Source organism: Enterobacter sp. I4 (assembly GCF_022669095.1).
Taxonomy (GTDB): domain Bacteria; phylum Pseudomonadota; class Gammaproteobacteria; order Enterobacterales; family Enterobacteriaceae; genus Enterobacter; species Enterobacter pasteurii.
In genome coordinates, this window is record NZ_JALBUO010000001.1 from 951,799 (window position 1) to 966,142 (window position 14,344).

Annotated in this window: 18 protein-coding genes and 1 other RNA gene; 11 read left to right on the forward strand and 8 right to left on the reverse strand. The window is 54.3% G+C overall.

Going from position 1 to position 14,344, the window contains the following annotated elements; genetic code table 11:
* Positions 1-62: 62 nt before the first annotated feature.
* A complete protein-coding gene (locus tag MOQ06_RS04520; RefSeq protein ID WP_045334934.1) occupies positions 63-281 on the forward strand; it encodes an ogr/Delta-like zinc finger family protein in 219 nt (72 codons plus the stop codon).
* A 116-nt stretch (positions 282-397) separates the two neighbouring features.
* Here MOQ06_RS04520 and ssrA read toward each other — a convergent pair.
* Together ssrA and smpB are read right to left on the reverse strand one after the other, a co-directional pair.
* Positions 398-761: a transfer-messenger RNA gene (gene ssrA / locus MOQ06_RS04525) on the reverse strand.
* 89 nt (positions 762-850) lie between these two features.
* Positions 851-1,333 (reverse strand): SsrA-binding protein SmpB, encoded by a 483-nt coding sequence (gene smpB / locus MOQ06_RS04530; RefSeq protein WP_063956759.1) that lies wholly within the window; start codon positions 1,331-1,333, stop codon positions 851-853.
* Between the two features lie 156 nt (positions 1,334-1,489).
* Here smpB and MOQ06_RS04535 point away from each other — a divergent pair, with 156 nt between their 5' ends.
* Positions 1,490-1,927: a type II toxin-antitoxin system RatA family toxin gene (locus tag MOQ06_RS04535; RefSeq protein ID WP_209007155.1), complete on the forward strand. Its 438-nt coding sequence runs from the start codon at positions 1,490-1,492 to the stop codon at positions 1,925-1,927.
* Positions 1,917-2,204, forward strand: coding sequence for an RnfH family protein (locus MOQ06_RS04540; protein ID WP_148421484.1), 288 nt, complete (start codon positions 1,917-1,919; stop codon positions 2,202-2,204). The genes MOQ06_RS04535 and MOQ06_RS04540 overlap by 11 nt, the downstream gene beginning before the upstream one ends.
* A gap of 71 nt (positions 2,205-2,275) precedes the next feature.
* Here MOQ06_RS04540 and bamE read toward each other — a convergent pair whose 3' ends face one another.
* From bamE to nadK, 3 genes are all read right to left on the reverse strand, one after another.
* A complete protein-coding gene (gene bamE / locus MOQ06_RS04545) occupies positions 2,276-2,614 on the reverse strand; it encodes an outer membrane protein assembly factor BamE (RefSeq protein WP_006178060.1) in 339 nt (112 codons plus the stop codon).
* 138 nt (positions 2,615-2,752) lie between these two features.
* The gene (recN, locus tag MOQ06_RS04550) at positions 2,753-4,414 is read right to left on the reverse strand and encodes a DNA repair protein RecN (protein WP_242171453.1); all 1,662 of its coding nucleotides are present in this window, start codon (positions 4,412-4,414) and stop codon (positions 2,753-2,755) included.
* A gap of 85 nt (positions 4,415-4,499) precedes the next feature.
* Positions 4,500-5,378, reverse strand: coding sequence for an NAD(+) kinase (gene nadK / locus MOQ06_RS04555; protein WP_063841620.1), 879 nt, complete (start codon positions 5,376-5,378; stop codon positions 4,500-4,502).
* A gap of 122 nt (positions 5,379-5,500) precedes the next feature.
* Here nadK and grpE point away from each other — a divergent pair, with 122 nt between their 5' ends.
* A complete protein-coding gene (gene grpE, locus MOQ06_RS04560; protein ID WP_063865224.1) occupies positions 5,501-6,094 on the forward strand; it encodes a nucleotide exchange factor GrpE in 594 nt (197 codons plus the stop codon).
* Between the two features lie 51 nt (positions 6,095-6,145).
* Here the strand turns inward: grpE and MOQ06_RS04565 are convergent, their stop codons facing one another.
* Together MOQ06_RS04565 and MOQ06_RS04570 are read right to left on the reverse strand one after the other, a co-directional pair.
* Entirely contained in the window at positions 6,146-7,432 is a 1,287-nt protein-coding gene (locus MOQ06_RS04565) for an HlyC/CorC family transporter (protein WP_148421492.1), read from the reverse strand.
* A 19-nt stretch (positions 7,433-7,451) separates the two neighbouring features.
* Positions 7,452-8,243 (reverse strand): inner membrane protein YpjD, encoded by a 792-nt coding sequence (locus MOQ06_RS04570; protein ID WP_193356642.1) that lies wholly within the window; start codon positions 8,241-8,243, stop codon positions 7,452-7,454.
* A gap of 166 nt (positions 8,244-8,409) precedes the next feature.
* Between MOQ06_RS04570 and ffh the strand changes: the two genes are divergently transcribed.
* The 7 genes from ffh to MOQ06_RS04605 all read left to right on the forward strand — a co-directional run bounded on the left by ffh (position 8,410) and on the right by MOQ06_RS04605 (position 13,847).
* Positions 8,410-9,771, forward strand: coding sequence for a signal recognition particle protein (gene ffh, locus MOQ06_RS04575; protein ID WP_003863132.1), 1,362 nt, complete (start codon positions 8,410-8,412; stop codon positions 9,769-9,771).
* A gap of 137 nt (positions 9,772-9,908) precedes the next feature.
* Entirely contained in the window at positions 9,909-10,157 is a 249-nt protein-coding gene (rpsP, locus tag MOQ06_RS04580; RefSeq protein WP_003863133.1) for a 30S ribosomal protein S16, read from the forward strand.
* Between the two features lie 15 nt (positions 10,158-10,172).
* A complete protein-coding gene (rimM, locus tag MOQ06_RS04585) occupies positions 10,173-10,712 on the forward strand; it encodes a ribosome maturation factor RimM (protein WP_148421494.1) in 540 nt (179 codons plus the stop codon).
* Positions 10,713-10,742: 30 nt separating this feature from the next.
* Complete coding sequence (gene trmD, locus MOQ06_RS04590) at positions 10,743-11,510, forward strand: tRNA (guanosine(37)-N1)-methyltransferase TrmD (protein ID WP_014832949.1); 768 nt, start codon at positions 10,743-10,745, stop codon at positions 11,508-11,510.
* Between the two features lie 43 nt (positions 11,511-11,553).
* On the forward strand, positions 11,554-11,901 hold the full coding sequence (rplS, locus tag MOQ06_RS04595) for a 50S ribosomal protein L19 (protein WP_002914145.1): 348 nt from the start codon (positions 11,554-11,556) through the stop codon (positions 11,899-11,901).
* A gap of 132 nt (positions 11,902-12,033) precedes the next feature.
* Positions 12,034-12,438: a DUF2946 domain-containing protein gene (locus MOQ06_RS04600; protein ID WP_193356641.1), complete on the forward strand. Its 405-nt coding sequence runs from the start codon at positions 12,034-12,036 to the stop codon at positions 12,436-12,438.
* A 38-nt stretch (positions 12,439-12,476) separates the two neighbouring features.
* Positions 12,477-13,847, forward strand: a complete 1,371-nt coding sequence (locus MOQ06_RS04605; protein WP_242171466.1) for a PepSY-associated TM helix domain-containing protein — start codon at positions 12,477-12,479, stop codon at positions 13,845-13,847.
* Positions 13,848-13,849: 2 nt separating this feature from the next.
* Here the strand turns inward: MOQ06_RS04605 and MOQ06_RS04610 are convergent, their stop codons facing one another.
* On the reverse strand, positions 13,850-14,332 hold the full coding sequence (locus MOQ06_RS04610) for an OmpA family protein (protein WP_148421499.1): 483 nt from the start codon (positions 14,330-14,332) through the stop codon (positions 13,850-13,852).
* Positions 14,333-14,344: the final 12 nt, after the last annotated feature.

Here is a 14,344-nt window from a genome sequence, read left to right on the forward strand (position 1 = left end):
CTCAAAATTAAATAATGATGTATCATTATTGTGATTTTGGCAAAAGTAGTGGGATAACCGGAATGATGAATTGTCCAGAGTGCGGCCAGGCAGCTCATACAAGAAGCAGTTTTCAGGTATCAGCAACAACCAAAGAACGTTACAACCAGTGCCAAAATATCAACTGCGGTTGTACTTTTGTCACGCATGAAACATTTGTTAGGCATATCATAAAGCCTAATGTGATTTCTTCTGCGCCCCCACATCCGGGAAAGGATGGGCAAGGGCACATGAATTTTTAAAAAGAACCCGCTTTCAAAGCGGGTTTTTTTTGTCGCCAGTCCAAAAGCCTGTCGCCATTTTGCCGCCATCGGAATAGAAAAAGGGGCTACGTTTTCACGTAACCCCTTGTTTTATTTGGTGGAGCTGGCGGGAGTTGAACCCGCGTCCGAAATTTCTACATCCTCGGTACTACATGCTTAGTTTGTCTTTACATTCGCACGCCAGCTGCGGACAAACACGCCACTAACGTACTAGCCTGATTAGTTTTAACGCTTCAACCCCAGGCAGGGCCTCCACGCGATCTCTTTTGGGTTTGACCTCTCTTTGATCCCCGTCTTAAGAGCGGAAGCTAGGGAGAGAGGGCTCAGAGCAGGTTATTAAGCTGCTAAAGCGTAGTTTTCGTCGTTTGCGACTATTTTTTTGCGGCTTTTAACGAGGCAAACCGCCCCTCGGCATGCACCTTGGGTTTCGCAAATCCCGTCGAATCCAGAATCAGCCCCAATAGTGTTGAACTCAGTATACCAGATTTCACATCCTCGATACCAGTCCGAAACGCTAACTTATTGAATAGTACAATAAGTGCGCAGAATCAACGTCCTGCATTCTTCATGATGCGCGCTTTATCCAGTTGCCACTCGCGCTCTTTCAGGTCTGTACGTTTATCGTGCTGTTTTTTACCTTTCGCGACGCCGATTTTCACTTTGCACCATGCGTTTTTCCAGTACATAGAAAGCGCCACCACCGTGAAGCCCTCACGGTTTATGCGCCCGTAAAGGGATTCCAGTTCGCGCTTGTTAAGCAGCAGCTTACGGGTGCGCGTAGGGTCGCACACGTAATGCGACGAGGCGACGGTCAGCGGCGTAAAGTTTGCGCCAAACAGGAAGGCCTCGCCGTCTTTCAGGATCACGTAACTGTCGCCGATGTTTGCCTTCCCGGCACGCAGCGATTTTACTTCCCAGCCCTGCAGCGCAAGGCCAGCCTCGAATTCTTCTTCGATGAAATACTCGTGGCGAGCACGCTTGTTGAGCGCAATGGTCGCCGAACCAGGTTTATGTGCTTTTTTCTTCGTCATAAGTGTCGTAAAGCCGTCGGTAATCTGATTTTAAAAAGTCACCTCATTGCGTCCCGTGAGGTCTAACGCGCTATCTTAGCACGAGATAAGCCTTAGCGTTTTTTTAACAGGTGATAAATGTTATTATTTGTCCGTTGTGTGACCATGGAAAATGCTATGCCTCAGATTAGCCGTACTGCGCTTGTTCCCTACAGCGCGGAACAAATGTATCAGTTAGTGAACGACGTCCAGTCCTATCCGCAATTTATACCGGGATGCACCGGTAGCCGGGTGCTGGAGTCCGGTCCGACGCAGATGACCGCGGCCGTGGATGTCTCCAAAGCGGGGATCAGCAAAACGTTCACCACGCGCAATACCCTGACGAGCAATCAGAGTATCTTGATGCATCTGGTGGATGGTCCGTTTAAAAAACTGATGGGAGGGTGGAAGTTTACGCCGCTCAGCGCGGACGCCTGCCGCATTGAGTTCCATCTGGATTTTGAATTTACCAATAAGCTGATCGAACTGGCGTTTGGCCGCATTTTTAAAGAGCTGGCCTCGAATATGGTTCAGGCGTTCACCACGCGCGCCAAAGAGGTTTACAGTGTCGCATAAGATTGCTGTTGAGGTGGTGTACGCGCTGCCGCAGAAGCAGTACTTGCAGCGCGTGACCTTGGAAGAAGGGGCCACCGTTGAGGAGGCCATCCGCGCGTCTGGTATCCTTGAGCTTCGCAGCGACATTGACCTGGCGAAGAACAAAGTCGGCATCTACAGCCGTCCGGTTAAGCTTGGTGATGTGCTGAAAGAGGGCGACAGGGTTGAGATTTATCGTCCACTGATTGCCGACCCGAAAGAGTTGCGTCGCCAGCGAGCGGAGAAATCGGGTAAGTAGCCTGTTCCAGGGGGCTCAAGGAAAACAAAAAAGGTGCTCAATGAGCACCTTTTTGTATTTCTGAGTCCTGATTATTTCGTCAGGGCAGGCTTGTTATCGATGTTGGTCAACACGCCAGCGCTGCTGAAGGTCAGCGTCAGGGTTTGCTGAGTCACATTCTCATGGCCAGGCTGCTGGCGGAATACATAGAACCAGGTATTTGTACCGAACGGATCGGACATCATCGGGGTTCCCAGTGCATAAGCGACCTGCTGTTGTGTCATTCCCACACGGATTTTGGACACATCGTTAGGGGTAAGGTAGTTCCCCTGGTTGATGTCAGGACGGTAAACCACTTTCTCCAGAGTGGAACAGCCTGCGGTCAACATCAGAAGAACCGCTGCGGCAGCGGTCAGCGTTTTACAGCGCATAGTGATTTGATTCCTTTTCGGGCCCGAGCAGTACGCGGCTCATATGTAATATGCCGATGATAATAGACCTTGTCCCACTTTGAAACCGGTCTTGCGGCGTTTTTATTGTTCTGTATGACCCTGAGATCCCGAAAAAGTTTATGCCGCCAGCAGTTCTTTCGCATTCGCAAGCGTATTACGGGTGACTTCACTGCCACCCAGCAGGCGTGCGAGCTCCTGCAGCCGCGAGCGTTTATCCAGCGGCTTCATGTGCGTTTCCGTCATTTCGCCATCGGTTTCTTTGCTGACGATAAAGTGATGATGGCCACATCCCGCTACCTGCGGCAGGTGGGTAACGCACATAACCTGGGTTGATTCACCCAGCTGACGCAGCAGCTTACCAACAACGGCAGCGGTCGGGCCGCTGATACCAACATCCACCTCATCGAAAATCAGCGCCGGGGTTTCCATTTTACGGGCGGTAATCACCTGAATAGCCAGCGCGATACGCGACAGCTCGCCGCCGGACGCCACTTTCGAAATGGCCTGCAACGGCTGGCCTGGGTTGGTGGTGACCCGGAACTCAATGCGATCCGCGCCTTCTGCCGTCAGGTGATGTTCCTCAAAACGAACATCGATAGTGAACACGCCATGCGGCATCGCCAGCGTGTGCATGCTCTCGGTAATGTGCTGGCTGAGCTCCAGCGCGTAGTGTTGACGCACGTCGTGCAGCCGTTTCGCCGTTTCAAGCGCCTGCTGATGATGCAGATTTACCGCCAGAGACAGGGTTTCGAGGGAGTCGGCCTGATCGTCCAGCTGCTGCTGCTCTTCCAGCAGCGACTGATAGTAATTCGGCAACTCTTCCGGCGTAACGTGGTGTTTGCGCGCCAGTGAAATCTGACGGGAGATGCGTTGCTCAAGCTCGAACAGACGATTCGGGTCCAGATCCAGGCGATCGCAGTAATGGCGCAGTTCATCTCCGGCTTCGGAAATCTGAATCGCCGCTTCTTCCAGCATATCCAGCACGTCAGACAGCTTATTGTCCATGCCGGTCAGCTCGGTAACAAGCTGACGCACGTTGTACAGCTGGCTTTGCAAATTCACGTCCTCGCCATCCGCCAGCATGTTCAGGGCAGTCTGGCTGGTGGAGAGCAGCTGACCGCTGTTGGCCAGACGCTTGTACTCTTCGTCGATTTGCTCAAATTCACCCGCCTGTGGGTTAAATTCGTTCAGCTCTTTCAGCTGATATTCTAGCAGCTCGGCGCGCGCGGTGCGCTCCTGGCTTTGCTGCTGATGCAGGGCGAGTTCGCGACAGCTCTGATGCCACTGGCGATAGTGATCCGCCATCAGCTGAGTAAGCGCGTACTCACCTGCGTAGCCGTCAAGCAAGGCTTTCTGCTGTTCGGGTTTGATTAGCTGCTGGTGCGCATGCTGGCCGTGGATCTGGATAAGAAGCTGACCCAGCTCGCGAAGCTGGGAAAGAGGCACCGCCGTGCCGTTGATGAAGCCGCGGGAACGGCCGTCGCTGCTGATGACGCGGCGAAGTAAACACTCACGTCCATCTTCAAGCTGGTTCGCTTCCAGCCAGCGGAGGGCCGCAGGGGTATCTTTTAACGAGAAGCGGGCGCAGAGGTCTGCACGGGCTGCGCCTGCGCGCACCATATCACCCTCTGCACGGCCGCCGAGGCACAAGCCGAGGGCATCAATGGCAATGGATTTACCTGCACCGGTTTCCCCGGTAATTGCCGTCATGCCGCTATGGAAGTCGATCTCAAGCTCACGAACAATGGCAAAGTTGCTGATGGTCAGTTGTGCCAGCATAATTGTTTTCCTGTATGAAAAACCATAACTGTGTTTCCATACAGTATAAACTGGTTTTATATACAGTAAAGTACTGGATGCAAAATCAGAACAATTTTTTTGACCAGCCGAGCTTCGAGCTTAATGTATTGAAATAGCTGTAATCTTTGGGGTGAATCAGATTCAGGTGGTAATCGCAGCGGCGAATTAATACATCCTCACCCTCCTGAATGGGGAGCGCAATCTGGCTGTCGCAGCTGATCTCCAGGTCGCTGCGGCGATGGGAAAAACGCAGACGGATGGTGCTGTCGCCGTTGATCACCAGCGGACGCGCCGAGAGGGTGTGCGGGAACATGGGGACCAAGGTTATCGCATCCAGCGATGGCGTCAGAATGGGGCCGCCAGCTGAGAGCGAGTAGGCGGTTGAGCCTGTAGGCGTGGAGATAATCAGCCCGTCTGAGCGTTGCGAGAAGGCGAAGATTTCGTCGATATAGACTTCGAACTCAATCATGTGCGCCACTTTACCAGGGTGAAGCACCACTTCGTTAATGGCGGTGCTGATGCGCTTCTGGCAGTCCTGCTGGCACACCTGGGCTTCGAGTAAAAACCGTTTTTCACTGATATAGTGACCTTCCAGCACGTCCGCCAGCTGCTGCTGCGCATTGTCCGGGTCGAGGTCGGTCAGGAAACCGAGATTGCCGCGGTTAATACCGATAACCTTAATATCATAGCGAGCCAGCGTGCGTGCCGCGCCCAGCATATTGCCGTCGCCGCCGACCACCACGGCGAGGTCCGCCTGCTGGCCGATTTCCGCCAGCGTGCCGGTTTTAACGCTTTTAAGCTGCAACTCCTGGGCGATTTGCTGCTCGACCATCACTTCATAGCCTTTGCCACACAGCCAGCGATACAACATTTCATGTGTCGTCAATGCGGTAGGGTGACGCGGATGGCCGACGATCCCAATACACCTGAAATGATTATTCATGTTCTGGAGGTCCTTGTGCCTGATGAATGATGACAATCTGCCTTGTTCCCTTGAATCCAGGAAACTGATCCCCATAATAAGCGAAGTTAGCGAGATGAATGCAGAAAAACGCGGAGAAATTCATGAGTAGTAAAGAACAGAAAACGCCTGAGGGGCAAGCCCCTGAAGAAATTATCACGGAACAGCACGATGAAGTTGAGGCAGTAGAGCCAGACGCGTCTGCTGAGCAGGTGGACCCGCGCGATGAAAAAATTGCCAATCTGGAAGCTCAGTTGGTAGAAGCGCAGAATCGCGAACGCGATGGCGTACTGCGTATCAAAGCGGAAATGGAAAACCTGCGCCGTCGTACCGAGCTGGACGTTGAAAAGGCGCACAAATTTGCGCTGGAGAAATTCGTCAACGAGCTGCTACCGGTAATCGACAGCCTGGATCGCGCGCTGGAAGTGGCGGATAAAGCTAACCCTGATAACGCGGCGATGATTGAAGGCATTGAGCTGACGCTGAAATCCATGCTGGATGTGGTGCGTAAGTTCGGTGTTGAAGTGATTGCCGATACTGATGTACCGCTGGATCCAAACGTTCACCAGGCCATCGCGATGGTGGAATCAGAAGACGTTACCGCGGGTAACGTGCTGGGCGTGATGCAGAAAGGCTACACCCTGAACGGCCGTACTATTCGCGCTGCGATGGTGACCGTGGCGAAAGCGAAAGCGTAATGCGCTGCCTGTAGTGCCGGGTGGCGGCTTCGCCTTACCCGGCCCTACATTTTATTCGGCAATACTTTCCCGAAGCGGCGTAACGGGCAGGACTTTCACCTGCTTAATCATGTTGTCCTGAACGTCCAGAATATCAATATCATACTGTTCAATACGCACGCGCGTACCTGCCGCCGGGATCTCTTCCAGCGCTTCCAGAATCATGCCGTTCATCGTCCGCGCTTCATCTTCCGGCAAGTGCCAGTTAAACGCTTTATTGATTTCACGAATGTTGGCGCTGCCGTCGATAAGCACCGAGCCGTCGTTTTGCGGCGTGACTTCTTCCGCAAGGGACGGTGACATCGAGGTCGTGAAGTCCCCGACGATCTCTTCCAGAATATCTTCAACGGTCACAAGCCCCTGAATATCGCCGTATTCATCTACCACCAGACCGACCTTCTTCTTGTTGCGCTGGAACTTCACCAGCTGCGTGCTGAGCGGGGTGCCTTCCGGTACGTAGTAGATTTCGTCGGCGGCGCGCAGCATCACCTCTTTGGTGAACTCATTTTTCTCGGTCATCAGACGATAGGCCTCGCGCACGCGCAGCATGCTGATAGCATCGTCGAGGGAATCACGATAAAGCACGATGCGCCCGTGCGGGGAGTGCGTCAGCTGGCGGACGATAGCCTTCCAGTCGTCGTTAATATCGATTCCGACAATTTCATTGCGCGGCACCATGATGTCGTCAACGCTGACCTTTTCCAGATCCAGCACCGACAGGAGCATGTCCTGATTGCGGCGGGAGATTTGCGAGCGGGATTCGTTCACGATGGTGCGAAGTTCATCCTTGCTGAGCGCGCTGCTGATAGTGACGTCCGCCTTTATGCCGACCATGCGCATCAGCACGCGGGTCACCATATTCAGCAGCCAGACCAGCGGCATCATCAGAATGAGCAGCGGTGCCAGCAGGAAGCTGCTCGGATAGGCGACTTTCTCCGGGTAGAGCGCCGCGATGGTTTTAGGCAGCACTTCGGCAAACACCAGCACCACAAACGTGAGCACCCCGGTGGCAATGGCCACGCCGGCGTTGCCGTACAGACGCATCCCGACGATGGTGCCCAGCGCAGAGGCGAGAATGTTGACCAGGTTGTTACCGATAAGCACCAGGCTAATCAGGCGGTCCGGCTTACGCAGCAGCTTTTCGACACGCCGCGCGGCACGGTTACCCTGTTTCGCACGATGACGTAACCGGTAGCGGTTCAGCGTCATCATGCCGGTTTCCGAGCCAGAGAAATAGGCGGAGATGACCACCATGGCGATCAGAATGACGATCAGCGTGGTGGTAGAGATGTGTTCCAGGGGGAACTCCTTTTATGACTTAGCCAGCAAATTGCTGTATGAAGCGGCTGCCAAAATAGGCAAGCGTGAGAATACCCGCACCCGCAACGTTGAACCAGACCACGCGACGACCGCGCCAGCCTTCATGATAATGGCCCCATAACAGGACAATATAGACAAACCACGCGATGATGGAGAGGACCGCTTTATCGATATTCTCCACGCTGAACAGGTTTTTCATATAAAACAAGCCCGTGCACAGCGTCAGCGTCAGCAGAACCACGCCGACCTGGGTGATGTGGAACATCTTACGCTCAATCACCATCAGCGGCGGCATTTCGTGGTTGAAGGCCAGTTTTTTATTTTTCAGCTGGTAGTCAATCCACGCGAGCTGCATGGCGTAGAGCGCGGCAATGATCAGCGTCGCGTAGGCAAACAGCGACAAACCAATATGCACCAGTACGCCCGGCGTGGCCTCCAGATGGGTAATAAACTCGTTGGGCATGAACGTGGCTAACGCCAGGTTGATCAGCGCGAAGGCGTAGACAATCGGCAGCAGCAGCCAGCCACGGTTTTTGGACGCGACGATGGTCATTACCGTACAGATCATCAGGCTGACCAGCGAACCGACGTTCAGCACGCTCAGATTTTGCACGCTGCCGTCGCCGGGAATGATGCGTGATTCCAGCGCAAAGGCGTGGCTTATCAGTGCGATCACCGCCGAAAGAATAGCCATGCGCCGCCAGCCGCTGTTTTTTTGCAGCAGGCCAGGAATGATCAGCGCGAGGCTGACAGAGTAGGCAACAAGGGCGATCAGTGCGAAAACAGGCATATAGGCGTCGACAGTTGTCTTAATAAGAAAGAGAAGCAGTATAACGTTACGTGACGCCTGCTCCAACCGTTGCATAACAACAAAGGCGCCTTCATGTTATACTCCGGCAAAATTCTGTGTATGTGTCGCCCAGGCGACCTAACGTTTCTACCCCAGGCGAGAGACAATGTTTGATAATTTAACCGATCGTTTGTCGCGCACGCTGCGCAACATCAGCGGCCGTGGACGCCTCACCGAAGAGAACATCAAGGAAACGCTGCGCGAAGTGCGCATGGCGCTGCTGGAAGCAGACGTTGCGTTGCCGGTCGTACGTGATTTTATCAACCGCGTGAAAGAGAAAGCGGTTGGTCATGAAGTCAACAAGAGCCTGACCCCGGGTCAGGAGTTCGTCAAAATCGTCCGCAACGAGCTGGTTTCGGCGATGGGCGAAGAGAACCAGGTGCTTAACCTGGCGGCTCAGCCTCCGGCCGTGGTGCTGATGGCGGGCCTGCAGGGTGCGGGTAAAACCACCAGCGTCGGTAAGCTGGGTAAATTCCTGCGCGAGAAGCACAAGAAAAAGGTGCTGGTCGTTTCTGCGGACGTTTATCGCCCGGCGGCGATCAAACAGCTGGAAACGCTGGCCGAGCAGGTTGGCGTGGATTTCTTCCCGTCCGACGTGGCCCAGAAGCCTGTCGACATCGTCAATGCCGCGCTGAAAGAAGCGAAGCTTAAGTTCTACGACGTGCTGCTGGTGGATACCGCCGGTCGTCTGCACGTTGACGAAGCGATGATGGACGAGATCAAGCAGGTGCATGCCTCTATCAACCCGGTAGAGACCCTGTTTGTCGTTGACGCCATGACCGGCCAGGATGCGGCGAATACCGCAAAAGCGTTTAACGAAGCGCTGCCGTTGACCGGCGTGGTGCTGACCAAGGTTGACGGTGACGCCCGCGGCGGTGCAGCGCTGTCTATTCGTCATATCACCGGTAAGCCGATCAAATTCCTCGGCGTGGGCGAGAAAACCGAAGCGCTGGAGCCGTTCCACCCGGATCGTATTGCCTCCCGTATCCTCGGCATGGGCGACGTGCTGTCGCTGATCGAAGATATCGAGAGCAAGGTCGACCGCGCGCAGGCAGAAAAACTCGCCAGCAAGCTGAAAAAAGGCGACGGTTTCGATCTGACCGACTTCCTTGAGCAGCTGCGTCAGATGAAAAACATGGGCGGTATGGCAAGCCTGATGGGGAAACTGCCGGGTATGGGGCAGATCCCGGACAACGTCAAATCGCAGATGGATGACAAAGTTCTGGTGCGGATGGAGGCGATCATCAACTCCATGACGCTCAAAGAACGTGCGAAGCCAGAAATCATCAAAGGTTCGCGTAAGCGCCGTATCGCCGCCGGCTGCGGTATGCAGGTGCAGGACGTCAACCGCCTTCTGAAACAGTTCGACGACATGCAGCGCATGATGAAGAAAATGAAGAAAGGCGGCATGGCGAAGATGATGCGCGGCATGAAAGGCATGATGCCGCCAGGATTCCCTGGGCGTTAATCGGCCTTTTACAGCAGACCGATCAACTGCTGATTGCATTTTCCCCAAAAATCAGTAAAATTTTCGGGCTTTTAATATGACACCCGGGCTCCGTTCCTCGATGGGGCCCGGTTGTTTTATTCACACAAGAGGATGTTATGGTAACTATTCGTTTAGCACGTCACGGCGCTAAAAAGCGTCCGTTCTACCAGGTTGTTGTTACTGACAGCCGTAATGCACGCAACGGTCGCTTCATCGAGCGCGTTGGTTTCTTCAACCCACTGGCCGCTGGCGCAGAAGAAGAAACTCGTCTGGATCTGGATCGTATCGCTCACTGGGTTGGCCAGGGCGCTACTGTTTCCGATCGCGTTGCTACGCTGATCAAAGCAGCAAACAAAGCAGCTTAATCTGTCACGGTGGTCATGATGAGCAATAAAGCACCTGTTGAACCGATCGTATTGGGAAAAATGGGTTCTTGCTACGGTATCCGTGGTTGGCTCAGAGTGTTTTCCTCCACTGAAGACGCTGATAGCATTTTTAATTACCAGCCCTGGTTTATCCAGAAAGCCGGTAAGTGGGAAGAGGTCGAGCTGGAAAGCTGGCGTCACCACAATCAGGACATCATCATCAAGCTGAAAGGCGTTGACGATCGTGATGCCGCGAATGCGCTGACTAATTGTGAAATTGTCGTGGATTCGTCGCAGTTGCCGCAGCTGGAAGAGGGTGACTACTACTGGAAAGACCTTATGGGTTGCCAGGTAGTGACCACCGAAGGCTACAGCCTGGGTAAAGTCATCGATATGATGGAAACCGGGTCAAATGACGTTCTCGTCATTAAGGCAAACCTGAAAGATGCATTTGGCATCAAGGAGCGGTTGGTTCCGTTCCTCGATGGACAGGTTATCAAGAAAGTCGATCTCGCTACTCAAACCATTGAAGTAGATTGGGATCCTGGTTTTTAATTCTCCGGATAAACGGTAAAAGACGGCGCTATGTGGATTGGCATAATTAGCCTGTTTCCTGAAATGTTCCGCGCGATTACCGATTACGGGGTAACTGGCCGGGCAGTAAAGAATGGCCTGCTGAGCATCCAGAGCTGGAGTCCTCGTGACTTCACGCATGACCGGCACCGTACCGTGGACGATCGTCCTTACGGCGGCGGACCGGGGATGTTGATGATGGTGCAACCCTTACGGGACGCCATTCACACAGCAAAAGCCGCGGCAGGTGAAGGCGCGAAGGTGATTTATCTGTCACCTCAGGGACGCAAGCTTGATCAAGCGGGCGTGAGCGAACTGGCGACGAATCAAAAGCTGATTCTGGTCTGTGGTCGCTACGAAGGGATAGATGAGCGCGTAATTCAAACCGAGATTGACGAAGAATGGTCTATCGGCGATTACGTTCTCAGCGGTGGTGAGTTACCGGCAATGACGCTGATTGACTCCGTAGCCCGGTTTATTCCGGGTGTACTGGGCCACGAAGCTTCGGCAACGGAAGATTCGTTTGCTGATGGATTGCTGGACTGTCCACACTATACTCGTCCTGAAGTGTTAGAAGGGATGGAAGTACCGGCAGTATTACTGTCTGGAAACCATGCCGAGATACGTCGCTGGCGTTTGAAGCAGTCGCTGGGCCGCACCTGGCTTAGAAGACCTGAACTTCTGGAAAACCTGGCTCTGACTGAAGAGCAAGCAAAGTTGCTGGCCGAGTTCAAAACGGAACACGCGCACCAGCAGCATGAACATGATGGGAATGCGTAATACGCTCCCGAATATCAGTTTACCCAGGATAAGAGATTAAATTATGAGCAACATTATTAAGCAACTTGAACAAGAGCAGATGAAGCAGGACGTACCTTCCTTCCGTCCAGGTGACACCGTGGAAGTGAAAGTATGGGTTGTTGAAGGTTCCAAAAAACGTCTGCAGGCATTCGAGGGCGTGGTTATCGCTATTCGTAACCGCGGTCTGCACTCTGCATTCACTGTTCGTAAAATTTCCAACGGCGAAGGCGTTGAGCGTGTCTTCCAGACTCACTCTCCGGTAGTTGACAGCATTGCTGTTAAACGTCGTGGTGCTGTACGTAAAGCTAAACTGTACTACCTGCGTGAGCGTACTGGTAAGTCTGCTCGTATTAAAGAGCGTCTGAACTAAGATTCGCTTAAGCGACATCCTGTTAGAAAGGGCTGGCCGAAAGGCTGGCCCTTTTTTTATCCCATCGCACCTCTCGCGTTAACCCTTACGTCATAAATCATTTACAATGATCGCCTCTTCGGTGGAGGGTAAGTGGATAACGTACTGCATCAGCATAGCTGGAAACGCGCAGCGGCAATGACCGCGCTGTTTGCGATCCTGCTGATCGTCGTGGCGCCGCTGATCTCCGTCTCGCTGCAAAAAGATCCCATGAGCGCGATGCCCGGCATGCACCATGACATGAGCATGATGTCGATGGACGAGCATCACGGTGATATGTCCCACAGCATGCCGGTCGACCACGCTGAAGCCTGCGGCTACTGCGTGCTGTTAGCCCACGTGCCGGGCGTGATGCTGGCGCTTATCGTCCTGCTCAGCGTGGTGTTGCAGCGGCTGCGGTTGAAGCCGCCTCGTCAGGCGATCAGCCACTGGCACTTTTTCCCCTGGCTTTACCCTGATACCCGCGCGCCGCCGCCGCGGTCTGCTTTCTCCCTTTAAAAACAAAATCGATAACTTTTTGCCTTAAAAGGAAAAGTATGACTACCTGCACGCCGCGCGCGGCATGGGGAAACCTGCTGCGTCGCCTCCATTTCTATATCGGACTGTTTGTCGGTCCGTTTATCTTCTTTGCTGCTCTGACCGGCACGCTGTATGTCGCTACGCCGCAGCTGGAAAATGCGCTGTACCATCACGCGCTCCACGCGGATGCCGTGGGTGAGGCGCAGCCTCTTGCTGCACAAATTGCCGTGGCCGAAAAGGCCGCAGGATCGGATCTGCGTCTGCATGCCGTTCGTCCGGGGCTGGAAAAGGGCGAAACCACTCGCGTGATGTTTGCCGACCCGGCGCTTGGCCCCTCGGAGCATCGGGCTATTTTTATCGATCCCGTCAGCCTTGAGGAACGCGGTGATTTGACGGTCTATGGCACCAGCGGGATTTTGCCGCTGCGCCAGACCATCGATTATCTGCATACCTCGCTGATGCTGGGCAACCCCGGGCGACTCTATAGCGAGCTAGCCGCCTCCTGGATGTGGGTGGCAGCCCTTGGCGGCATCGCGCTGTGGTTCTTCACCCGACCGAAGCGGCGCATTAACAATCGCTTCCAGAATCGTCGTCGCCTGCATGTGATCCTGGGCTGGACGCTGTTGGGGGGGATGCTGCTGTTCTCTGCCACCGGGTTAACCTGGTCACAGTGGGCCGGAGGCAACGTCGATAAGCTGCGCGCAGAAATGAACTGGCTGACGCCGCAGGTTAATACCCAGCTTTCAGGCGCGCCGGAAACGATGGATGAACACGCTGAGCATCATGGGCATCACGCTGGCATGACGATGCCTGAAATGCCCGTTGAACCGTCGCTGTTCGACGGCGTATTGCAGGCTGCCCGCCAGGCCGGGATTGACGCAAACAAGCTGGAAATCCGTCCGCCAGGAATGGCCGATCGGGCCTGGACGGTAACGGAAATCGATCGCGGCTGGCCGACGCAGGTTGATGCCGTTGCCGTAGATCCGCACTCTCTGAAGGTGCTGGACAGCACGCGCTTCGTGGATTTCCCGCTGATGGCCAAACTCACCCGCTGGGGCGTGGATTTCCATATGGGGATCCTGTTTGGCCTGGCCAATCAGCTGCTGCTGATAGCGTTCGGTATTGCGCTGTGCGTGCTGATTATCTGGGGTTATCGGATGTGGTGGATGCGTCGTCCTGCCAAATCCAGCGCGGATCCGGTGCAAACGCTGTATCAGAGCTGGCTGGCATTGCCGCTGTGGGGAAGAGGTGTGACGCTCGTTACGTGCGTCTTGCTGGGGCTGGCGCTGCCGGTGATGGGCGTCAGCCTGGCGCTGTTCATTGTGATTGACTGGCTGCGCTGGCGAGCGGCTTCAGGCGTGTCGCTCGCCGGGACATCCGTTAAATAACGTTATGGCGTGCTGATGACCACCGCCACACGGCGATTCTCAGCGCGCCCTTGCGCAGTGCTGTTGCTGCTTACAGGGTATTTTTTACCTAAACCCCGCGTGGTGAGGTTGCCGCGCGGGATATTCGCCCCCTTCGCCCAGGCATCCGCCACGACATTAGCGCGCTTCAACGAAAGCGCTTCGTTGTAGCTGTCTTCACCATAGTTGTCGGTATGGCCGTCCATCCGGGCGTGGTTCAGACCGGTTGCCGCCAGGCGCGAAGCCATGGTCCTGATTTGCGTTTCACTTTCGGGGCGCAGCCTGGCATCGTTTTTATCAAACAGGATCTTATCCGACAGGCCCAGGGACCAGTCGCCGTTCAGTTCGTTAAAGCCGTAGGACTTCATTGCCGCGATTTGCTCTGGTGTGAATTTACCGTCCGGCGTCTGGCACCCGGACATAGCCAGAGATGCCAGTAACAACGGCGCAAAGTATCGCTTTAACATATCGTCTTCCTT